The following is a 22839-nucleotide window of genomic DNA, read 5'->3' as shown; positions in this document are numbered from 1 at the left end:
CGCTTGCCGTCCGTTAATAGAACAAATCCCCGTTGTGCAGTTCCGGCCATGACGTCGCTGCTGCGTAGCCTTTCCGAATACTTGCACGGTTGATCCATGTCCGAATGTCATACTGCTGCGGCGCCTGTCCGGCGCATCGAGGTGCGTGACGCATTCGCCGACGCGGCGCCGCCTGGCTGTGCCGCGCAGTTTGTCTACCTGGGCCGCCAACCGATCCTTGATCGCGCCGGTGCGCTCAACGCTTATGAGTTGCTGTTCCGCACCGGCGCACACAACTACGCCGAGGTCGGCGACGACGCGCAGGCCACCGCCCAGGTGGTCGCGCATACGCTCGGCGGCATCGGCGTGCCGGCGGTGCTCGGGCCGCACCGCGGCTTCGTCAACATCGATCGTGCGCTGCTGTTCAACGACATCGTCCATCTGATGCCGCCCGAGTGCTTCGTGCTCGAAATCCTCGAAACCGTCACGTTCGACGCGCCGCTTGCGCGCCGGCTCAGCGAGTTGCGCCGCGTGGGCTTCCAGGTGGCGCTCGACGACGTCAGCGAGCTGTCGGACGAGCTGATCGAGGCGCTGCCGTACTGCGACATCGTCAAGATCGACTTTCTCGAGACGCGCCGCGCCGCGCTCCCCGAACTGGCCGCCACCGTGCGCGGCCACGGCAAGACGCTGCTGGCCGAGAAGGTCGAGACGCGCGAGGATTTCTCGCTTGCGCGCGAGCTCGGCTTCGATCTGTTCCAGGGATACTTCTTCGCGCGGCCGCAGGTGCTGGCCGCGCCGCGCAGGCGCTCGCTGCGCCCGGGGCTGTTGCGGCTGCTCGCACTGCTTTCTTGCGATGCCGGCATCTCCGAACTCGAGGCTGAACTCAAGCTGAATCCGAGCGTGGTGGTGCAACTGCTGCGGCTCGTCAATTCGAGCGCGTTCGGGCTGGGGCGCAACATTGCGTCGCTGCGCGAGGCGATCATCGCCACCGGCACGCGGCAGATTGCGCGCTGGGCCCAGCTGCTGCTGTACGCGGACAGCGGTGATCTGTCCTGGCGCGCCGATCCGCTGGTGCAACTGGCCGGCACCCGCTCGCGTTTCATGGAGCTGGCCGCGAACTGGCTGCGTCCATCCGACGACGAATTTGCCGACGCCGCCTTCATGACCGGTATTTTTTCGCTGGTCCACGTGGTGGTCGGCAGCACGCCGCGCACGGTGCTGGAGAAGCTCGGTCTCGCGCCGCAAATTCGCGAAGCGATCGTGTCGGGCGGCGGCGAACTCGGCGTGTTGCTGCGGATCGCCGAAGTGGCGGGCGAGGGCGGCGATGCCGCGTCGATTGCTTCAGCGCCCGATGCGCCGGCCGGTTTCGCGACGCTGACGCCCGACGTGCTGTCGGAGTTGAATCTGTCGGCGGCGGCGTGGTTCGGCGCGCACGTCGCGCAAGCATCCACCTGAGACGGCTGGGCGCGGCGCGCCGCTCGGATGTCTGTCGGTGGCATGACGGACTCCGTGCGTACGTGTTCCAATAGAGCGCGAAGGGGGGCCGGGGCTGCGTTGAAACCGCTGCCCCCGACTCGTCAAACTCATTTCGACTCATTGAACGACGCGTGCAGTCACGCCTGGAGGAGCAGATGAAGAGGACATTCGTATCGGTGGCGCTGGCCGCCGTCATGTCGGCCGGATTCGCCGTGTACTCGTTGAGCGCCTGCGCGACGCTCAAGCCTGGCGACACGGCGCCGCCGTTCACCACGCAGGCGTCGCTGGGCGGCAAGACCTACACCTATTCGCTTGCCGACGAGTTGAAGAAAGGGCCGGTGGTGCTGTACTTCTACCCGGCTGCCTTTACCAAGGGCTGCACCATCGAGGCGCACGAGTTCGCCGACGCCGTCGACGAGTACAAGAAATACGGCGCGACGGTGATCGGCGTGTCGCACGACAACATCGACACGTTGACGAAGTTTTCGGTGAGCGAATGCCGCAGCAAATTTCCGGTTGCGGCGGATGCCGATTCGAAAGTGATCGGCGCCTACGATGCCGGCATGCCGATGCATAGCTCGATGGCCAATCGCGTGTCGTACGTGATCGCGCCCGATGGCAAGGTCATCTACGAGTACACGAGCCTGTCGCCGGAGAAGCACGTCGAGAATACGCTCAAGGCGGTGAAGGACTGGGCGCAGGCGCATAAGCAGTAAGCGGCGCCCGGCGCCAGTCAGCGGACAACCCGGCAGTCGATCTGTCAGGCGGTCAGCCGCCCTCGGCGCGGTTTGCTCGCGGGAGGCGCGTTATTCGCAACGGTCCTTTGCGCTTAGAAACCGGCATTGCTTGTGCTAGGCTGGATTTTTTTGCCGGGTGAGTTTGCGATGCCGATTGTAGTTGCGTTGATTGCGCTGATCGCGCTGGTGTACGGGGCGGTGCGGGCGTTTCATGCGTTGCAGGCGGCCTTCGGGCTGGCCGTGGCGGTCGGTGTGGCGGCGCTGGTTGCGTTGCTGCTGATTGCCGCCGCCGTGTATGGGTGGCGCCGCCGCCAGGAGGTCGCTGCGAATGTTCGCGACGGCGACTGGACGCACGAGCTCAAAGGAAGCTGGGGTTCGGTGCGGCTTGCTGCGGCCAAGCGGTTCTGCGAGATTCAGGTCGGCGACGAGCGGGGGGCGTACATTTTCGCCGATTTGCTGGGAGCCGAAGTACGGGGCCGCGAAGGGCAAGCGCAGGTGGCTGTGAAGGTCAAGGACGCGAAGCACGGCGAATGGCTCGTGCCGATGTCGGGTGAGAAGCAGGCGAGGCAATGGCAGCGGATTTTTTCGCTGGCAGTGGAGCAGAAGCTCTGAGCTTTATCGTGCAGCCCGCCGTGGGTCGTGCATATGAAGGCACGACCCACGGCACAGCAGTTCAATCCAATTATGACGACGACGGCGCCACGCCCGTTCTGCGCGCCTTTCTCGCTTCCCACCGCACGCGCAACCGGTCCATATACAGATACACGACCGGCGTGGTGTAGAGCGTAAGCATCTGACTGACGATCAGCCCGCCGACGATCGCGATGCCCAGCGGCGCGCGCAACTCCGCCCCTTCGCCGTGGCCGAACGCGAGCGGCAACGCGCCGAGCAGCGCCGCGAAGGTGGTCATCATGATCGGCCGGAAGCGCAGCAGACATGCCTGGAAAATCGCGTCGCGCGACGACATGCCTTGCCGCGACGCTTCGATCGCGAAGTCCACCATCATGATCGCGTTTTTCTTCACGATGCCGATCAGCAGAATCACGCCGATCAGCGCGATGATGCTGAACTCCGTTCCGAACAGCAGCAACGCGAGCAATGCGCCCACGCCTGCCGACGGCAGCGTCGACAGAATCGTCAGCGGGTGGATGTAGCTCTCGTACAGCATCCCGAGCACGATATACACCGCCGCGAGGGCGGCCAGAATCAGGATCGGCTGGTCGGACAGCGACTGCTGGAACGCCTGGGCGGTGCCCTGGAAGCTGCCGTGGATCGTCGCCGGCATGCCGATCTCCGCCATCGTGTCGTAGATCACCTGAGTCGCCGTGGACAGCGACACGCCCGGCGGCAGATTGAACGAAATCGTCGAGGCCACGAACTGGCTCTGGTGATTCACCGACAGCGGCGTGGTACCCGGCCCGAAGCTCGCCATCGCCGACAACGGCACCATGGTTTCCTTCGATGTCGACACGGCCGCGCCCGACGACGCGCTCGACTTGCCGCTCGTCGCAATCGAGTTGATCGCCTGATTGCGTGCCGAGTCAGCGGCAATGCTCGCGGTGCTCGATGCGGTCGTGCCCGCCGTGCCGCCGGTCGTCGCGCTGGTGGTCGTGCTCGTGGCCGCGGCAGTCGCCGCCGACGTGACCGTGCCCGCTGGCGCATTGGTGGTCTGCGCACCGCTCGCACTGCCGCCCGACGTGCTGATATAGATCTGCTTGAGCATCTCCGGGCTCTGCCAGTATCGCGGCGCGACTTCCATCACGACGTGATACTGGTTCAGCGGGTTATAGATGGTCGACACCTGGCGCTGGCCGAACGCGTCGTACAAGGTGTTGTCGATCTGCGCCGGCTTGATGCCGAAACGCGCCGCGCTCGCGCGGTCGATCGTCACCATCGCTTCGAGGCCGCCTTGCTGCTGGTCGGAGTTCACGTCCGCGAGTTCTTTGCGCGCCTGCAGCGCCTCGGTGAGCTTCGGCCCCCACAGGTACAGATCCGGCGTGGAGTCCGCCAGCAGCGTGAACTGGTATTGCGCGTTCGATTGCCGCCCGCCGACGCGAATGTCCTGCACCGGCTGCAGGAAGGTGCGTGCGCCGGCCACGTCGCCGAGCGGGGCGCGCAGTTGCTGGATTACCTGATCGGCGGACAGGCTGCGTTCGCTTTTCGATTTCAGCGAGACGAACATGAAGCCCGCGTTGGTTTGCCGGCCGCCGGTGAAACCGACCACGCTTTCCACCGCCGGATTCTTGCTGACGATGTCCATCATCTGCGAGAACTTGCCCTTCATCGCCTGGAACGACGTGCTCTGATCGGCCTGAATGCCGCCGATCATGCGTCCGGTGTCCTGTTGCGGGAAGAAACCCTTCGGCACGATGATGTAGAGCCAGATGTTCAAACCGATAGTCAGCAGCAGAATCGTCACGATCAGGCGCGGATGCAGCAGCGCCCAGCCGAGCGTGCGCTCGTAGCTTCGCTGCATCGACGTGAAGCCGCGTTCGAGCCAGCGCCCGAGGCGGCCTTCTTCCTTCTGCTCGTGCTTCTCGCGCAGCAGGCGCGAGCACATCATCGGCGTGAGGGTGAGCGAGACGATCAGCGACATCGCAATCGCGAGCGACAACGTCAACGCGAATTCGCGGAACAGCCGGCCGACGATGCCGCCCATCAACAGGATCGGCAGGAACACGGCGACCAGCGAAATGCTGATCGACAGCACCGTGAAGCCGACCTCGCGCGCGCCGAGAAACGCGGCCTTCATGCGCGGCACGCCGTTCTCGATATGCCGGGAAATGTTCTCCAGCACCACGATCGCGTCGTCGACCACGAAGCCGGTCGCGATCGTCAAGGCCATCAACGACAGATTGTCGATCGAAAAGCCCAGCAGGTACATCGCGCCGAACGTGCCGATGATCGAGATCGGCACGGCCACGCTCGGAATCAGCGTGGCGCGCCAGTTGCGCAGGAACAGGAACACCACCATCACCACCAGCGCGACTGCGATCACCAGCGTGCGCCCGGTGTCGCGCAGCGACGCGCGGATCGTGGGGGAGCGGTCGGCGGTGGGCGAAATGTCGACGTCGGCGGGCAGCGACGCGTGCAGTTGCGGCAGCATCGCCTTCACGCGGTCGATGGTCTCGATGATGTTCGCGCCCGGCTGACGGTACAGGATCACCAGCACCGCGCGCTTGCCGTTGAAGAGGCCGAGGTTGCGCAAATCTTCGACCGAGTCGACCACCTCGCCCATGTCCGAGAGCTTCACCGCGGCGCCGTTGCGATACGCGATGACGAGGTCCTTGTACTGCGCCGCCTTGGTTGCCTGGTCGTTGGTGTAGATCTGCACGCGGTTCTGGCCGAACTCGATCGAGCCTTTCGGGCTGTTCGCATTGGCCGCGGCGAGCGCCGCGCGCACGTCCTCGAGACCGATGCCGTAATGCGCGAGCGCATGCGGCTCCAGTTCGACCCGCACAGCCGGGTTGGCCGAGCCGCTCACGTCCACCTCGCCGATGCCTTCCACCTGCGACAGCGACTGCTGCAGCACGGTGGCCGCCGAATCGTACAACTGGCCGGCGGGCAAGGTATTCGACGTGAGCGCCAGAATCAGGATCGGCGCGTCGGCGGGGTTGACCTTGTGGTACGTCGGGTTGCTGCGCAGGCTGGTCGGCAGATCGGCGCGCGCGGCGTTGATGGCGGCCTGCACGTCGCGCGCGGCGCCGTTGATGTCGCGGTTCAGGCCGAACTGCATCGTGATGCGCGTCGAGCCCACCGAGCTCGTCGAGGTCATCTCGGTGACGTCGGCGATCGAGCCGAGATGCCGTTCGAGCGGACTCGCGACACTGGTGGCCACGGTCTCCGGGCTTGCGCCCGGCAACGACGCCTGAATCGAAATGGTCGGGAAATCGACCTGCGGCAGCGGCGCGACCGGCAGCTTCGTGAACGCGAAAATACCCGCCAGCGCGACGCCGATCGCCAGCAACGTGGTGGCGACCGGGCGGGAGATAAACGGACGCGACAGATTCATCGCTCAGGTCCCTGCATCGGTCGCAGGCGGCGTCGTGCCGCTGGACGGCCCACCGCGATTGAAGCGCTCACGCGCGCGGCGGCCGAGCGAATCGAACGCGAGGTAGATCACCGGCGTGGTGAACAGCGTCAGCAACTGACTCACGATCAACCCGCCTGCAATGGCGATACCGAGCGGGCGGCGCAGCTCCGAACCGGCGCCGGTGCCGAGCATCAGCGGCAGCGCGCCGAGCAGCGCGGCGAGCGTGGTCATCAGGATCGGCCGGAAACGCAGCAGACACGCCTGGTAGATCGCTTCGCGCGGCGGTTTGCCTTCCTCGCGCTCCGCATACAGCGCGAAGTCGATCATCATGATCGCGTTCTTCTTCACGATACCGATCAGCAGCACGATGCCGATGATGCCGATGATGTCCAGATCGTGCCCGGTGAGCAGCAGCGCGAGCAGCGCGCCGACTCCGGCCGAGGGCAGCGTGGAGAGAATCGTGATCGGATGGATGAAGCTCTCGTACAGCACGCCGAGCACGATGTACATCGTGACGATGGCCGCGAGAATCAGGAACAGCTCGTTCGTGAGCGACGCCTGGAACGCCAGCGCCGCGCCCTGGTAGCGCGTCTGGAACGACGCCGGCAGGCCGACGTCCTGCTCGGCCTGGGTGATCGCCTTGACCGCCGCGCCGAGCGATGATCCCGGCGCGAGGTTGAACGACACCGTGGTGGCCGGGAACTGGCTCAGATGCGTGACCAGGAGCGGCGCGGGCTTCTCGATGAACTTCGCGATCGACGACAGCGGCACCTGGCCGCCCGACGACGTGGAGGAGGGCAGGTAGATCGAGTTCAGCGACTCGACGTAGTGCTGCATTTCCGGCTGCGCTTCGAGAATCACGCGGTACTGGTTCGACTGCGTAAAGATGGTGGAAATGATGCGCTGGCCGAACGCGTTGTACAGCGCGCTATCGATGGTGGCCGGCGTGATGCCGAAACGCGACGCAGTGGCGCGGTCGATTTCGATGAACACCGAGCGGCCGTTGTCCTGCAGGTCGGTGGCTACGTCCGCGAGTTCGGGCGCCTGCTTCAGGCGGTCGACGAGCTTGGGCACCCAGGTCGTGAATTCGCTGATGTTCGGATCGGTCAGCATGAACTGGTACTGCGTCGGGCTCACGGTCGAGTCGATCGTCAGGTCCTGCACGGGCTGCATGAACAGCGTCGCGCCGGCGATATGCGCGACGTCCTTCTGCAACTGGCGGATCACTTCGCTCGCCGTGTGGCTGCGATCGTCGCGCGGTTTCAGGTTGATCAGCATCCGGCCGCTGTTCAGCGTGATGTTGCTGCCATCCACGCCGATGAACGACGTGAGGCTGTCCACGTCCGGATTCTTCAGGATTTGCGCGGCGAGTGCCTGCTGACGCTCGGCCATCGACGCAAACGACACCGACTGCGGCGCCTGCGTGATCGCCTGGATCACGCCGGTGTCCTGCACCGGGAAGAAGCCCTTCGGAATGTACACGTACAACAGGGCGGTCAGCACCAGCGTGAGCACCGCGACGACCAGCGTGGAGCGCTGACGGTTGAGCACCCACGTGAGCGCGACCGCATAGCGGGCGATCACCCAGTCGATGAAACGGTGCGCCTTCGCTTCGAAACGGTGGCTCTCATGCGGCGGCGTGTGGCGCAGTAGCTTCGCGCACATCATCGGCACCAGCGTGAGGGATACGATTGCCGAGATCACGATGGTCACGGCGAGTGTAATCGCGAATTCGTGGAACAGCCGGCCCACCACGTCGCCCATGAAGAGCAGCGGGATCAGCACGGCGATCAGCGACACCGTCAGCGAAATGATCGTGAAGCCGATCTGTTTCGAGCCTTTCAGCGCGGCTTCGAGCGGCGCTTCGCCTTCCTCGACGTAGCGTGCGATGTTTTCGATCATCACGATCGCGTCGTCGACCACGAAGCCGGTCGCGATGGTCAGCGCCATCAGCGAGAGGTTATCGAGTGAAAAGCCGCACAGGTACATTACTGCGAGCGTGCCGATCAGCGACAGCGGCACCGACAGACTCGGGATGATGGTCGCGTAGACGTTGGCGAGGAACAGGTACATCACGAGCACCACCAGCACGACCGACATCGCCAGTTCGAACTGCACGTCGCGCACCGAAGCGCGGATCGTGGTGGTGCGGTCGGTGACGATCTGCACGTCGAGCGCGGCGGGCAGCGACTGCTGCAATTGTGGCAGCAGCTTCTTGATGCTGTCCACTACCTGAATCACGTTCGCGCCCGGCTGGCGCTGCACGTTCAGAATGATCGCGGGCGTGTTGTCGACCCACGCGCCGAGCTTGGTGTTCTCCGCGCCCTGCACGATGTTCGCGACGTCGGTCAGCATCACCGGGCGGCCGCTCTTGTACGCGATCACGGCGCTCTTGTACTGCTCGGCGTCGGTCAGCTGGTCGTTCGAGTTGATCGTGTAGTTGCGCGTCGGACCGTCGAAGTTGCCCTTCGGCGTGTTGACGTTCAGGTTCGAGATGGTGGTGCGCAGGTCGTCCAGATTCAGACCGTACGCGGCGAGCGCGCGCGGGTTCGCCTGAATCCGCACGGCCGGGCGCTGGCCGCCCGACAGGCTCACGAGACCGACGCCCGCGACCTGCGAAATTTTCTGCGCGAGACGCGTGTCGGCCATGTCCTGCACCTGGGTCATCGGCAGCGTCTTCGACGTGATCGCGAGCGTGAGGATCGGCGCGTCGGCCGGGTTGACCTTCGCGTAGATCGGCGGCGCGGGCAGGTCCGACGGCAGCAGGTTGCCCGCCGCGTTGATGGCGGCCTGGACTTCCTGCTCGGCGATGTCGAGCGGCAGGTCGAGGCTGAATTGCAGCGTGATGATCGACGAGCCGGCCGAGCTTTGCGACGACATCTGGTTCAACGACGGCATCTGCCCGAACTGCCGCTCGAGCGGCGCGGTCACCGACGACGTCATCACCTCGGGGCTCGCGCCCGGATAGAAGGTCTGCACCTGGATCGTCGGATAGTCGACCTCGGGCAGCGCGGACAGCGGCAAAAAGCGCAGCGCGACGAGGCCGACCAGCATGATCGCCGCCATCAGCAGCGCGGTGCCGACGGGACGCAGAATAAAAGCGCGGGATGGATTCATGCGGTAAGTGCCGTGCCTTTATGACGAAGCTTGCGATGCATGTCGGCCGTGACGCGCGTGGGCGCCCGATGCGCCCGATGCCGCGGCCGCGCCGCTCGCGCCATGCGTGCCGGAGGCGGCGCGCGGACGCTCCGCCGGAATCGTGATCTTCGAGCCTTCGCGCAGCCGGTCCGAACCGTCGGTCACGACGCGCTCGCCGACCTGCAGGCCGGATTTGATACTGGTGCGTTCGCCGTCGACGGGGCCGATCTTGACCGGGCGCACCGTCACCGTGTTGTCCGGCTTCACGACGTACACGAACTGGCCCATCGAGCCGTTGAGCACGGCGGTGGTCGGCACGATGACCGCGTCCTTGATCGTATCGACGAGAAGGCGCGTGTTGACGAACTGATTCGGGAAGAGACGCGTGTTCTCGTTCTGGAAGACCGCACGCAGCCGGACCGTGCCGGTGGTCGTGTCGATCTGGTTGTCCATGGTCTTCAGCGAGCCGGTTTCGAGCGGCACGGTGTTGCTGCGGTCATACGCGGTGGCCGAGAGCTGCTCGCCGTTGAGCGTGTGCTGGATGACCTGCTGCAGGTTGTCTTCGGAGGTGGTGAAGATCACGCTGATCGGCTGCAATTGCGTAATCACGACGATGCCGGTGGAGAGGCTCGACGTCACGTAGTTGCCCGGATCGACCTGGCGCAAGCCGACGCGGCCCGACACCGGCGCGGTGATGCGCGTATAGATGAGGTCGAGCTTGAAGCTGTCGATGTTCGCCTTGTCGGATTTCACCGTGCCTTCGTATTGCCGCACGAGCGACGCCTGCGTGTCGACCTGCTGGCTCGCGATCGAGTCCTGCGTGAGCAGCGTCTGATAGCGTTTCAGGTCGAGGCGGGCGGTTTGCAGCAGCGCCTCGTCGCGCACCAGGATACCTTGCGCGTTTGCCAGCGAGATCTGATAGGGGCGCGGGTCGATCTGGGCGAGCAGGTCGCCCTTCTTGACCATCTGGCCTTCCTTGAAATACACGTCCTGCAGCACGCCGCTCAGCTGCGGCAGCACCGTGACGGTGGCGAGCGGCGTGACCGTGCCGAGCGCGGTCAGCACCACCGGCATCTCGCCCTGGCTCGCGGTCGCCACGTGGACCGGCTGCGGCATATTGGCCATCGCGCCGCGCCCGCCGCGGCCGCCCGGAGCGCGAGCGCCCGACGCACCGCTGGCCGCTCCGGCGCCGCTCGCGCCGCCAGGCCCGCCCCACGGATGCCAGCGCCACAGCACGACGCCGAGAATGACCAACGCCGCGATGGTCAGTGCGATGTTGCGGCCACGATGACTTTTCACCACGCCGGGCGCGCCACTCGGGGCGCCGCCGGAGGACGGTTGGGAAGCCGGAGCGGCGGGGCGTTGGGATTCCGGGTGCTTTTGTTGTTCGTCCATCGGTTCGGTCAGGTGGCTGGCTTTTGATGTGAGCCGTTCGCGCGCTTGCGCCGCTACGGGGGTTCGGCGAATCGGCACGCGGGGCGGCATGACAGGCGGTTTCGACGGCGGGTGCGCCGCGCTGGTTCTGCGCGATGCTACCCGAGGCGCGGGACAGAGATGTTAACGCAATGCGGCATCTTCACAGGTTTGCCGAGCCGTTCCCGATGCCAGGAAGCGCTCGCCCGGCGAGCGCCCCGCGCGGGAATGCATGATCCTACGTTGCGCGGTCTGTAACAGTCCACCCGGCTATTTTTCTTTTGATTACGAAGGTTACAGGTGGACGGGCGGTTGCCGCGGGTGTGAGGCGGCGAGTCCTCGCGTTTGCGGCTCAGGTGTCGAGCCGCCGCCCCGGCGTGCCGCCGATCTCGAGCACGATTTTGCCGATGCATTCGAGCAGCGCCGGCGCCGCGCGTGAGATCAGCCAGTCGTGCGGACATTGGTCCGCCGAGCCCCCGCAATTGACCGCATAGCGCTCGCCCGACGGTCCGACGAAACCCAGCGCGATCGCGTTCAGGCCGGCATACCACTCGCCGCTGGCGATCGCGAAGCCGCGCTCGATGCTGTCTTGCAGCGCGCTTTCGAGCCGGCTGCCGATGAAGCTCCAGTCGTCGCCCTCGGCCACCTGCAGGGCGGCCAGCAGCGTGTCGCGCTCCGGTTGGGCGAGCGCCGCGAGGTAGGCGCGGCCCACCGCGGTGCGGCTCAGATTCATCCGCGAGCCGATCTCGAGACGCGACACCAGCACCGCCGAGCGCGGCCGGATCGCGTCGATCACCACCATCTCGAGCCGGTCGCGCACGGCCAGATGCACGGACAGTGCCGTGCGTTCGGCGAGTTCGATCAGGAAAGGCCGCGCGCGCGCCCGGATGTCGAAATTGCGCAGGAAGCCGTTGCTCAGTTCCAGCACCGACGAGGTCAGCACGAAGCGCTCGCTGTCGGGCAGGCGGAACAGGAAGCCGGTCCCGACCAGCGTGGCGGTGATGCGCGAGACAGTCGGCTTGGGAATGCCGGTCAGTTCGGTGAGTTCGCGATTGCTGAGCGGCGAGTCTGCAGCGGCGATCGAGCGCAGCACGGTCAGTCCGCGTGCGAGCGCGGTGACTTCATCGCCCGGGCCGTCTTTGTCTTTGACTGGGTTTGCTGTCGTTCTGGAGGACGTGGGTCGGGTCATGTAAATTTTTGGAACTATATTTCGATTTCTGCGTTTTGGCTTGCAGGCCACCGTGCCACACCGAACTGTAGGAGGCCCCAAAAGAGGGCATGCAACGGATTCTAATTATAAGATTCATTGCGCCGGAATATTTTTCCGAGGCGAAAGAACCTCTTTAGATTTTGCTTGACTTAGTCAGCATAACCATAAAAAATGGAACCTCATTTCGAAAGACGATTTCGGACCCTGTATTCCCCAGTCTGAATTCAGCCAGATTCGCGCAGTCGCTGTCGACGCCGTAGCGGTCGATTCTCGCAGTCCACGGTCATCAGTCCGCATCGGGTTTCGCAGTAGCGCCCTATCTTTCGAATACCGTCTCTCAGGTTCTAGCACGGCCCTCGGAATGGCTAGAACTTTTAAGGCGTCACGGCAACGTGACGCCTTTTTTTCGTCCTATTTTCGGCCACAACCAAGTCTCGGGAATGTAAGGTTCGCTGGTCGGGTACAACAAAGTCTGCAGCACCGCGAAAATTCGATGTGTGGCGCACATTATCGGGATATAACGCCTCCTATCGTCAAGTCGTTGCCGGAGTAAGCGGATCGAGGAAACGATGCAAAGGCCGCGACCTCGTGATCGAGGCAAGTGAACGCGGACATTACTGACCTGACGCGGACACAACGAAGTATCTTCGAGTCTTACGGAAAATACTGGATATGGTGGGCATGCCGCCGTCAGGAAAAAGAGTTCAGCCCCTTGCTCGCAAACCTGCGCACTGGCAACGAGCCTATCGTGAGGCTATATAAGGCCCGGCGCGGGGGCAATGAATTCTGCGAAAACCTATTTCGTGGCTACGTGCGGGGACCGTTACGGAATGCGTCCGATCGCCGCGCTAACTCCTTTGATTGACCCACGGCTACTGTGATCTGTCCGTGTCAGGCACGCACTGACTTTGACCAAACGTGCCAGATGGACGCCGCAGCTGCAAGACTCGAAGTGCAACGCAGCGGACTTCAGGGCAAACGCCACCGCTCTTCCGCGATACCTGCTTTTCAGGCATCGCGACTTAAGGCTTTCGGATCCGCTTAGCCTGGCGGTGGATCGTTTCCCGCCATGTGCGCAATCTGACGTGCGTCGCGTGATCGCCAGCATGCGCTGCCCAGCGCCAGAAGGGCGATCGGATACAAGACCTGGTAGTTGAACCCGGCGAGCAGGAAACCGCATGCCAGAAGCGCGACTGGTGTCAAAAGCCAGCGGGAGAGTCCGTGCCCGATCTTCCACGAACAGCAGATGCACACCAGATAAAGAATCAGGAAGTTCTGATTCGAGAGCAGCACAAGATCCGACGCGCTCAGGTGAAGGAACGTCGCTGCGGCCAATACAACCGCGAAACACGCGGCCACGAGAAACACCGCATTGCGCGGGCTGCCTTTAGGATCCAATCTGGCGAAAACCTCAGGTAACAGGCCGTTGCGCCCGGCGGCATAAAACAGGCGGCTTGCACTGAAAACCCAAGCGTTTGCGGTTGCCAGAATAACGGCGACTGTCATGAGAGAAAACATGATCCGCCAGCGTGGTGAGACCAGATTCGCAATGCCTTCCGTCACGTTCACGCTGGGGTCTCCGACTGACGCACCGTTCATGGTTGCAGCCAACAAAAAATAAAGCACGATCACCACGATATAGCTTGAAATATAGATGCGTTTGATCGTTCGCTGAGGATCCTTAACCTCCTCGAGGCAAAACGACACGTTCTCCCAGCCGAGAAACGCCCAGAAAATCAGCGCGCTTACTTTCCATAGCTGAGTGAACGTGACGCTGGACCAGTCGGGGCGAGCCCATAACCGCATACCGCGAAGAAGATCGGATGGGTGCATTGCACCAAGAGCGAGCACGGTCGCAACGATTAACACCAACGCAGTAGTGTTGATCAGTGCGGCCGTCCGAATGCCACCAAGGTTGAACAACACGGCAACCAGCAAAAAAGATTCTGCGACTGGAAGCAATGCCTCGTGCTTGAGCCCGAACGCGATCAGTGCATAACTCGCCCCAATCAGCGACTGTGCTGGCACCGTCAGGGGGAAGGTGCCACATAGAACGGCTGTGACTGCATATTCGGCTCGCGGGCCAAGCGCGACCTCGGCATATCGCGAGATACCTGCGGCTGAAGCATAGCGGGTACCTAAAATGGCGAAAATGCATAACAACGGAAAGCATGCGATGGTGCATGCCAACCAGCCAAGCGCTGCGACCTGAGGTGAACTGAGCTGCAATGCCAATCCCGGCAGTCCGAATATGCCCGAACCGACAACCATACCGACTGCCAGCGCCGTTCCACCGGACAGTGAAATTCGACGACGTAATCCAGCCATCGTTTTTCTCCTCGAGCTACAGCGTCTCGCCACTCCGAAATCGCAGAAAGAACCGGCAACGGCCATATGGACGCGTCCGCGATCCGTTTTCGAGGCGTGAGCTGCAACTCGTTCAATCAAGGCGCAGCTGGAATATTTGCCTATACTTTCGACTAACCTACGTCCGCCCGACACTCCCGTTTGGGAGGGAAATCCGTCTTGGAAGGGAGCGAGCATGACGCGCGTCGAGACCATTCATCGAGCGATTCGACACGTTTATGAGGCAGCGCTCGAGCCGCACGGTTGGACGAGCGCCATCGACTCTGTCGCAGAGGTATGTGGTGCGCACAAGGCGATGCTGCATGCACAGGCAGTCGAGATGCCATTTCTTGCGATCTCGGTTGGCTTTGATGGCGATGAGGCTCGGCGCCTGCAGCGGGAATTCGAAACCCGCCTGCCCGACTGGATCAAGACCATCCCGGTGGGCAAGGCGCTGCGCCAAACTTCGGCGATATCGGATGCGGACTTCAGACGTTCGGATATCTATAGGGAAGCAATCCGGCCAGCCGGCGGCTTTTACGGCATAGTCGCGCCGCTAATTCGCGATCCGGATCAACAGGTTCTGTTTTCGATGGGGCGTGATCTGGGGAAGGCGGACTTCAGTGACGACGATCTCGCCGCTGCCAGCCTGATCGTCCCGCATTTGACGACAGCGCTGCAGGTCCGAAATCGGCTTGCCGCAGCGGACCTTCGAGCGAAGGGCGCGTACGACGTGATTACACAATTGAATATCGGCGTGATCCTGCTCGATGCGGCAATGCGCCTCATCTTTGCCAACCATTGCGCGGAAGCGCTGGCTCGCTCCTGCGATGGCCTGCTGCTCACCGGACAAGGTGTATCGGCAGCCCGCCCTTCCGATGCTAAAAACCTGCGAGACGCGATCGCAACGGCGATCGGCCTGAACAACTCCGGCCGAGACGTTAGCGAAGCTGCCATGCGAGCTCAGGTGCCGATGCGCTGTTATCTGGCTCGCAGACCACCACGTCTGCCCCTTGTCGTGCGCGTCTTGCCTGTCAGTGAATCAGACGTGCGGGAAGGAATCAGCGCGGGCACCCGTGCGGCTCTGTTCGTGATTGAACTGGACAAGCCGGCAGGGATCGAGCCGATTGTCCTCGCCGCGACTTTTCATCTCACGCGACGTGAGGCGACGCTGGCCGCGCTGCTCGCTCAAGGGATCGAACTGGCCGAAGCAGCCTCGCGATCCGGCATAGGCATCGGAACGGCGCGCGGATATCTTAAGCAGATTCTGGCGAAGACCGACACCCACCGGCAGGCTGAACTCGTATCTCTGTTGTTACGCGGCGGCCTGCAAATGACGCGTTGATCAGCACAGCGGTATGGATGGCCGTCGGTATCCAGATAGCTGCCGTTGAACTCGCTTCGGCTCGAAGGCCAGCTCAGGGTCGTGAGTGTGAGTTCGCTGATCCATGAAGCTGTCGTTCCTCCGCTCGATGCTAATAACGTCGGCAGTCCGCCATATTGCTCACGAAGAATCTAATCCGCTCCTCCAATGTCGGCTCACGCCGACAGGCCCAAAACCTCAGTTTCGGGAACTGCGGACACTAAACCGTGACTCCTGCAGATCGACCTCGCGAACCAGGTCTCGAACCAGTTCGTCCGTCAGCTTGCCCGACTCGGCAATACGATACAGCTCTTCCCGTTCGGCACTGAGGGCAAGGAGGCGCATCTTGCGTTCGATTTCGTCGATCTGCATGCCGTGCCTCGCGTGCGCCCCGGTATGGCACCGCGATTCGATCTGCTCGCGATAGTGTGCGATGAGACGCGCACCGGCCTGCGAGAAAAGGTCGGCGTCTTCTACCGCCTTCCCCGTCTTATGAAGGGCACGCTCAACGGCAATAATCGCCGCCCGAGCCGCAGCGGATCGAGCCTCATCCTCCTGCTGCTGCTCAAGCGTGCCGGGCGGCACCCTGATGCCGCTCAACACATAGGGCAGCCCGACATTCGCAGCGACCAGGGTAACGACAATCACGCCGGCGGCGAGCAATATGGCGAGGTCTCGCGCCGGGAACGGCGAGCCGTCTTCGAGAAACAACGGCAGGGTCATCACGCCGGAGAGCGAAACCGCGCCGCGTACTCCAGCCAACGACGTCGCCGCGATCAAACGCCAGTCTGGCGAGTTGATCGTCCGGGCGCTGCGACCGCCGCGAAACAAGATCAGGCGCAGGGCAACCCACGTCCACAGAGACCGTACAACGAACAACGCGCAACTGATTACGGTGACATAGAAGAGCAGCCATCCTTCCTCGTCCCTCCCGGTTTGGCGAATCGCTTGTCCGGCTTGCGCAACGACGCCCGTAAGCTGCTGGCCGAGAAGAACAAAAATCACGCCGTTGCCGGCAAATTGAAGTGCATCCCAAACGGCGGCCCGGCGGATACGCGTGCCTGCCAACGCCCTTCCCGAGAACTCCTCGTAGCTCATCACGATGCCCGCCGTCGCGGCTGCCAAAATACCCGATGCGGCGAGCCGGTCGGCCACGATATACGAGCCAAACGGCAGCAGCAAGCTGATAAGAATCTGTGTGCCAGTCTCTTCGCCAAAAAGTCTCGCCGTCCAGTCCTTCGCCGCGCTCGCCAACAACGTCACCGCTGCGCCGACGGAAACACCGCCGACCAATAGCCACAGGAAAGTACCACCCGCTTCGACAAGTGAAAATGAGCCGGTCACGGCAGCCGCAATCGCGAAGCGAAGGCAGACGAGACCCGAGGCGTCGTTCAGCAGAGCCTCCCCTTCCAGCACGTGCATTAACCGCTTCGGAATAGGTACACGTTCGGCGATTGCCGACACCGCGACAGCATCAGTCGGAGAAAGTGTTGCCGCTAACGCAAAGGCGACGGACAGCGGCATCATCGGAATCAGCCAATGAATGAAGAAACCTGCTCCCATCACCGTGAACAGGACCAGACCGAGCGCGAACGCGCCGATCGTCCACTTGTCGCGAAAGAGCCCTTCCTTTGAAATGCGCCAACCATCAAGGAAAAGTAATGGCGCGACGAACAACAGCAAGAAGACGTCTGGAGCGAGCGAAACCCGGAAGCCGAACACCTGGGCAATCAGGGCGCCTATCGCAATCTGGACAAGAGCAAGGGGAAGCGGAATCCTGGCGACACGTTTAACGAAACTGCTGGCAATGACGCACGCGAGCAGTTCGAGAGTGATTGTTATCGTTTCCAAAACTCAGTCCCCAAGGTTCCAACCCGCGTCTTGCTTCACGAACGATGTTGCCAGGCGGACATATCGTCGTCAACTGCATCTCCGACGCCTGCGCCAACCCGTCTGACCAAGCTGCTCTGCTACACATTCCCGATCGACGCAATCTTCGTATTCTCTGCATCCCTTTCTGCGCTGGCTCGCCCTTCGAATCGGGCATCGATTTTGACGCATCGATTTTGACGTTTACACGACCTTGCACTTTCACTTTTGAAACGCTGTTGCGAGAAACGAAAGTAATGTTTAGGAGAGGCTGCGGAACAGTCCTATCGCCGGTCCCGCCAGTGGGCCGTCGCGGGGCGCTCGCGAATAGCATGTGGGAACCCTTCCAGCCCGACGACTGGGGCGACATGCTCAAGGTCGCTGACCTGAGTTCCAGACACGACGTTGCGCCCGACATCGGACCTTCACATGTGGCGACTTGGCCTGGGTCACATGAGTGCAGTCGTGTCACTTGCAACCACCGAGCTGCAGCGCAGCCCCGAGTTTTTTCACGCGGCTCTCAAGCGCTTCAAGGGCTTGTCGCACGTGACGGTCGAAGTGAACCCAAGTCACGCGGCGGCCTAACCGATGGCAGTTAGAATCGCCGTGTATCGACGTATGTGCGTCGACGGCAAGACCCGCCTGTGTGTCGGCTGGCCGTCAAGACAAAGGCTATGGCAAGCTCGTTGAGCAAGAAGCAGCATGGTCGATCACCGAGAAAAGTATCATCGCGTCAGCGTTGACCGGGTGCACCAAGCGGGATGTTCTTGGTCTGTATATCGCATCCCCCCGCCTGATACGCATGCCGCTTATCGCACAGACACCGGAATTTCTCGCTACGCATGCACCCCAGATCTGGTCGCCATAGTGGCAGGATGTTGGATCGCACCAAGCGATCATGAGGGTATTCGGATCAGGTCGTTCTATGACCTTGACCGGAAATGTCACTCGTTTGGTTAATACGCATGAGGAGGGCGCGCGCCGACATGCGTTTTGGCCGAGTGAGGCGAGCACCTCGTTTCGCTCGGAGTCGAGACCCGATAGCAGTTTCAACAAGCCGATCGTCTTCATCCATGGATCGCTTGGATTGGCACTTGAACGCATTCTTTCGCTCTCCTTCAGAGAATTTGCAGCGATTGTTTTCCTTGACGAAAACAGCCGAAGCCTGTGTTCGCGCAGAAACGCCCGCATACGAATGGCTGCGTTTTCAAAGTACTCCAGTAACGGGACGGTTGCAAACCTGCAAGAGGATGACGATTTCACGCGATGGTTTTAGATACCTATATTCTCGTATGTAGGCCGGGGATATACACACACGTGCTCATGACGCGGCATGCCATTTCGTCATGTCTATCGACGACTAGCTTGCCCGTTCATCCCACCTGTGAGCGTCGGTTGAGTCCTTATTCGATTACAGGTTGTCGGATGCTCTTCACTGCGTCTCCCAGCCCGTGGGATATACCCACGTATGAGTCGCCGACGCCAAGGCGGGAACCATGTCAACCGTTCGTAGAATAGTTTTGCCCGCCCCGTTTGCCTAACCTGATTGCATGGCCGTTACGGTTGCCCGGTTCAATTTCCATGAACCGTCTTTCGGGAAGGCCAAACGACTTCAGAAGGGGTGAACTGATGATCGGGCAAGACAAAAGGTGCGAGTGGGGCGACGCCGATGTGGCACGAGCGTGATAGCCATCGCGCCGATGTTGTCATTAAAGTTCAGAGATTCAGGATTGGTTGCGCTCATCTCATTGGTCGAATGCGTAGGAAAAGCGGCGTTTGTTATTCGCGCTTGTGCCCAACCCGTTCGCGCAACGCCCTCAGAGGAATCGCACACCGAGGACGTATTCAAAAGCTGTTTTTTGCGGCGGCATGACGCGACGTAGGTGTCGCATGCGCGGTTAGCCACGCCGGGATGGGTTGATTGGAGGATGCCGTCATGCTGAACGCTCTGCACAACTGGATTTTTGTCGGCAGCAACGCATACGACGAGTACACGTTCGTGCCATGGCTGAACAAGAACGTCTATAGAAGGACAGTCGATCTGCGCCGCGTCTGCATTCAATAGCGAGGGACATGACGATGAGATCGGATGCTCGATTATCGCGTAGCGTCCGGGTGATCGGTTCGAGCACCCACACTAAAGTATGAGTGGACCATACCTATCGATCAGTGAGCGTGCCCGTTTTTCGGGTAACGGTCAAATTTGCGATGCGCTATACGTTCGTATGATTCTCGTTTGGTTTTCTCCGAACTACGCTTGCTGTAGTGGACGTGCTCGTAATTGATCGCGCTTTTGTGTCCCGTTTTCTGAAAAGCCGGGGTCCTCCGTTTGGATACGTCCCAGATAGTTACGATAGTCGATGACGATGAGGCGGTTCGTCTGGCGACTTCAAGCCTCGTGCGTTCACTGGGCTGGAGTGTGCGCACTTTTGCGTCGGCGGAGGAATTCCTGCGATCCGGCCACGTCGCTGACACGTCATGTCTGATTTCGGATGTGCGGATGCCCGGCATGTCGGGGGTCGACATGTACACGTACCTTCTCGGACTAGGAACTGCGCCGCCGGTCATTTTCATCACTGCGTTTCCGACCGCTTCGCTGCAGGCGGAAATCCAGGCGAACGGCGCACTGGTTTTGCTCGAGAAGCCGGTCGACGCCGCTGCCATGGCTCATTGGCTCAATCTCGCGCTGGGCCAACCATAGGCCGTGCAATGCTCGCAAGTGGGGGCGATGGAAGTGGAGTACTTCACGCTAGTTGCCATAGCGCTTGTTGCGTATGCAGAGTGCTGAGTCGTCGGTCTTACGCTGCAGGGTACGCGGGACATATTTAAGTATGAGTTTGTCGCAGCTATGCGTGGGTTTGCCAACCGTTCGTAGAGCGGCTTTCCTTTTCATGCAGACGTAAGTTGATTTTGTGGTGGCGCAGACGTGCAAGTGTAGTGGGGGGCGACGCTCGAAGAAAGGCGATCAAGCAAACGCAGCGAGGGCCAACTTTGCTCCAGCTATGGCAATCCGTACGAGGAAACTGGTGACGAATCGCATCGCATTGTTCATCGTCGCGCTGTATTCGGCGTGCGCGATGTCCGCTGAACCGACGCTCGTATCGAGGCCCAACGCCGAGGCGGCGCCCGACACTATGCAGGCCCGTGTCATGGGTTGCGCGGCCTGTCACGGCGCGCACGGTGAAGGCACCGACAACGACTATTTCCCGCGCCTCGCCGGCAAGCCGGCCGGCTATCTGTACAACCAGTTGCTGGCGTTTCGCGATGGCCGCCGCAAATACCCGCCGATGAATTATCTGCTGGCCTATTTGCCCGACGCCTATTTGCGCCAGATCGCCGACTACTTTGCCGCCGAGCGTCCGCCTTATCCCGTGCCGGCCACCGCGAGCGTCGGTGCGCAGGCGCTCGCGCTCGGCAAGGCACTCGTGAACGACGGCGACCGAGCGCGTGGCGTGCCCGCCTGCGCCAGTTGTCACGGCGCGGCGCTGACCGGCATGGAGCCGACGATTCCAGGACTGCTGGGGTTGCACGCCGACTACATCAGCGCGCAGCTGGGCGCGTTCCGCTACGGCACGCGCCGCACCGTCGCGCCCGACTGCATGCACACGATCGCCACGCATTTGAGCGACAGCGACATCACCGCGATCGCGGCGTGGCTCGCCGCGCAGCCCGCGCCTGCCGATCCGCAGCCCGCCGCCGCGGGCACCTTGAAGATGCCGCTTGCTTGCGGCAGCGTTTCTCACTAGCCGAGGCTGCGAAGTGCCCAGTTTCCGAAAGCTCACCCCCGTCACCGCACTTGCCACGCTGCTGCTTCGCGCCGCGACGCTGGTGGGCGTCTCCACCGCGCAGGCGGGCACACTCGCGGACAGCCACGCGGACGTCATTGCGCGCGGCGAATATCTTGCCCGTGCCGGCGATTGCATCGCCTGCCACACGCTGCCCGCCGGCAAGCTGTTCGGCGGCGGCCGTCCGATGGAAACGCCGTTCGGCACGCTCTACTCGCCCAATATCTCGTCGGACAAGGACACGGGCATCGGCAAGTGGAGTGCCCGTGAGTTCTACCGGATGATGCATACCGGCAAGTCGCGCGACGGCTCGCTGCTCTATCCGGCCATGCCGTTTGCTTCCTATACGAAGATCACTCGCGCCGACTCGGATGCGATCTACGCGTATCTGCAATCGGTGCCGCCGATCCATCAGCCGAACCGTCCGCACGAACTGCGCTTCCCGTTCAACCAGCGCCAGTTGCTGCGCGGCTGGCGCTCGCTGTATATGCACGAGGGTGAGTATCAGCCGGACCCGACGCAGTCGGTCGAATGGAACCGCGGCGCCTACCTTGTCGAAGGGCTTGGCCACTGCACGATGTGCCACACGGCGATCAATGCGCTGGGCGGCAACTCTCCCTCGAAGCAGTTCGAAGGCGGCCTGATTCCCATGCAGAACTGGTATGCGCCGTCGCTGACCTCGAACAAGGAAGCCGGCCTCGGCGACTGGAGCATCGACGACATCGTCGACCTGCTGCACTCGGGTGTGTCGCGCCGCGGCGCGGTGTACGGGCCGATGGCCGAAGTCGTCTACGACAGCTTCCAGTACCTCTCCGAAGACGACGTGCGCGCGGTCGCGGTCTACCTCAAGGCGCTGCCGGCGCGCTCCGGCGAAGCGCAGCAGAGCCCGCCCAGCGTCGCGGTGACCGAGGAACAGAATCGCCTGACGCCGCTCGGCAAGAAAATCTACGATGCCCAGTGCTCGATCTGCCACGCCGCGCAGGGGCAAGGGAAGTTGCCGAACTTTCCGCCGCTCGCCGACAACCAGTCGATCCAGATGAGTTCGTCGGTCAATCCGATCCGCATGGTCCTGAACGGCGGCTATGCGCCGGGCACCAGCAAGAATCCCATGCCGTACGGCATGCCGCCGTTCGCCCAGACCCTGTCGGACGAAGAGGTAGCCGCCGTGGTGACCTACATCCGCACCGCATGGGGCAATCACGGCACGCCCGTGACCGTGAAGGAAGTCAACGAGTTGCGCTCGGCGCCGATCTTTTGAGGCAGCGATGATCCAATCCCCCCTCCCTTCGGGCGACGGCAACGCCGCTTCCCACGACGAAGCAGAACGCGTCGACCAGATCGTCGGCAGCGGCCCGCGCGGCGCGATCGCGGTGGCCGGCACCGCGACGGCCATCGTGATTGGCATGTGGTACGCGTTCTACTTCCTGGTGTTCCTGCCGCGCGGCGTCATCCAATAAGCGAATCACTCGAGCGAACCCCTCATCGAACCA

General features: G+C 62.3%; 16 protein-coding genes and 1 pseudogene. 10 read left to right on the top strand and 7 right to left on the bottom strand.

The genetic code is table 11. From position 1 onward, the window contains the following. Positions 1–96: 96 nt before the first annotated feature. From B0G69_RS16875 to B0G69_RS16865, 3 genes are all read left to right on the top strand, one after another. Complete coding sequence (locus B0G69_RS16875; protein WP_121318810.1) at positions 97–1434, top strand: EAL domain-containing protein; 1338 nt, start codon at positions 97–99, stop codon at positions 1432–1434. A gap of 176 nt (positions 1435–1610) precedes the next feature. Further along, the gene (locus B0G69_RS16870; protein ID WP_121318808.1) at positions 1611–2171 is read left to right on the top strand and encodes a peroxiredoxin; all 561 of its coding nucleotides are present in this window, start codon (positions 1611–1613) and stop codon (positions 2169–2171) included. A gap of 168 nt (positions 2172–2339) precedes the next feature. After that, positions 2340–2804: a hypothetical protein gene (locus B0G69_RS16865; protein WP_121318806.1), complete on the top strand. Its 465-nt coding sequence runs from the start codon at positions 2340–2342 to the stop codon at positions 2802–2804. Positions 2805–2874: 70 nt separating this feature from the next. On the opposite strand, the gene B0G69_RS16860 is transcribed toward B0G69_RS16865, so the two are convergent. The 5 genes from B0G69_RS16860 to B0G69_RS16840 all read right to left on the bottom strand — a co-directional run bounded on the left by B0G69_RS16860 (position 2875) and on the right by B0G69_RS16840 (position 14314). Further along, on the bottom strand, positions 2875–6204 hold the full coding sequence (locus B0G69_RS16860) for an efflux RND transporter permease subunit (RefSeq protein WP_121318804.1): 3330 nt from the start codon (positions 6202–6204) through the stop codon (positions 2875–2877). 3 nt (positions 6205–6207) lie between these two features. Then, entirely contained in the window at positions 6208–9342 is a 3135-nt protein-coding gene (locus tag B0G69_RS16855; RefSeq protein ID WP_121318802.1) for an MdtB/MuxB family multidrug efflux RND transporter permease subunit, read from the bottom strand. An 18-nt stretch (positions 9343–9360) separates the two neighbouring features. After that, positions 9361–10758: an MdtA/MuxA family multidrug efflux RND transporter periplasmic adaptor subunit gene (locus B0G69_RS16850; RefSeq protein WP_121318800.1), complete on the bottom strand. Its 1398-nt coding sequence runs from the start codon at positions 10756–10758 to the stop codon at positions 9361–9363. 370 nt (positions 10759–11128) lie between these two features. Then, positions 11129–11965, bottom strand: coding sequence for an IclR family transcriptional regulator (locus B0G69_RS16845; protein ID WP_121318798.1), 837 nt, complete (start codon positions 11963–11965; stop codon positions 11129–11131). Positions 11966–13027: 1062 nt separating this feature from the next. Then, the gene (locus B0G69_RS16840; RefSeq protein WP_158608942.1) at positions 13028–14314 is read right to left on the bottom strand and encodes an amino acid permease; all 1287 of its coding nucleotides are present in this window, start codon (positions 14312–14314) and stop codon (positions 13028–13030) included. A 214-nt stretch (positions 14315–14528) separates the two neighbouring features. Here B0G69_RS16840 and B0G69_RS16835 point away from each other — a divergent pair, with 214 nt between their 5' ends. Beyond that, positions 14529–15677 carry a helix-turn-helix transcriptional regulator gene (locus tag B0G69_RS16835; protein ID WP_121318794.1) on the top strand — a complete coding sequence of 383 codons (1149 nt, stop codon included), beginning with the start codon at positions 14529–14531 and terminating at the stop codon, positions 15675–15677. A 216-nt stretch (positions 15678–15893) separates the two neighbouring features. Here B0G69_RS16835 and B0G69_RS16830 read toward each other — a convergent pair whose 3' ends face one another. Next, positions 15894–17546: a Na+/H+ antiporter gene (locus tag B0G69_RS16830; RefSeq protein WP_121318792.1), complete on the bottom strand. Its 1653-nt coding sequence runs from the start codon at positions 17544–17546 to the stop codon at positions 15894–15896. A gap of 438 nt (positions 17547–17984) precedes the next feature. On the opposite strand from B0G69_RS16830, the pseudogene B0G69_RS16825 reads away from it, so the two are divergent. Continuing rightward, positions 17985–18149 (top strand): annotated as a pseudogene (locus B0G69_RS16825) (cation transporter); the annotation flags it as partial. A gap of 87 nt (positions 18150–18236) precedes the next feature. Here the strand turns inward: B0G69_RS16825 and B0G69_RS42730 are convergent. Next, the gene (locus tag B0G69_RS42730; protein WP_277873548.1) at positions 18237–18635 is read right to left on the bottom strand and encodes a DUF3331 domain-containing protein; all 399 of its coding nucleotides are present in this window, start codon (positions 18633–18635) and stop codon (positions 18237–18239) included. A gap of 865 nt (positions 18636–19500) precedes the next feature. On the opposite strand from B0G69_RS42730, the gene B0G69_RS42725 reads away from it, so the two are divergent. The 5 genes from B0G69_RS42725 (at position 19501) to B0G69_RS16800 (ending at position 22806) form a co-directional block, all read left to right on the top strand. Beyond that, on the top strand, positions 19501–19629 hold the full coding sequence (locus B0G69_RS42725) for a hypothetical protein (RefSeq protein WP_277873543.1): 129 nt from the start codon (positions 19501–19503) through the stop codon (positions 19627–19629). 264 nt (positions 19630–19893) lie between these two features. Beyond that, positions 19894–20265: a response regulator gene (locus tag B0G69_RS16815; protein ID WP_121318788.1), complete on the top strand. Its 372-nt coding sequence runs from the start codon at positions 19894–19896 to the stop codon at positions 20263–20265. Positions 20266–20641: 376 nt separating this feature from the next. Continuing rightward, the gene (locus tag B0G69_RS16810) at positions 20642–21310 is read left to right on the top strand and encodes a c-type cytochrome (RefSeq protein ID WP_241991376.1); all 669 of its coding nucleotides are present in this window, start codon (positions 20642–20644) and stop codon (positions 21308–21310) included. 82 nt (positions 21311–21392) lie between these two features. After that, the gene (locus B0G69_RS16805; protein WP_241991375.1) at positions 21393–22607 is read left to right on the top strand and encodes a cytochrome c; all 1215 of its coding nucleotides are present in this window, start codon (positions 21393–21395) and stop codon (positions 22605–22607) included. A 7-nt stretch (positions 22608–22614) separates the two neighbouring features. Continuing rightward, a complete protein-coding gene (locus B0G69_RS16800) occupies positions 22615–22806 on the top strand; it encodes a hypothetical protein (protein ID WP_121318784.1) in 192 nt (63 codons plus the stop codon). The last annotated feature ends 33 nt before the right edge of the window (positions 22807–22839 follow it).

The sequence above is a fragment of the Paraburkholderia sp. RAU2J genome (assembly GCF_003634845.1).
Taxonomy (GTDB): Bacteria; Pseudomonadota; Gammaproteobacteria; order Burkholderiales; family Burkholderiaceae; genus Paraburkholderia; species Paraburkholderia fynbosensis.
This window is presented reverse-complemented; position numbering and strand designations above follow the sequence as displayed.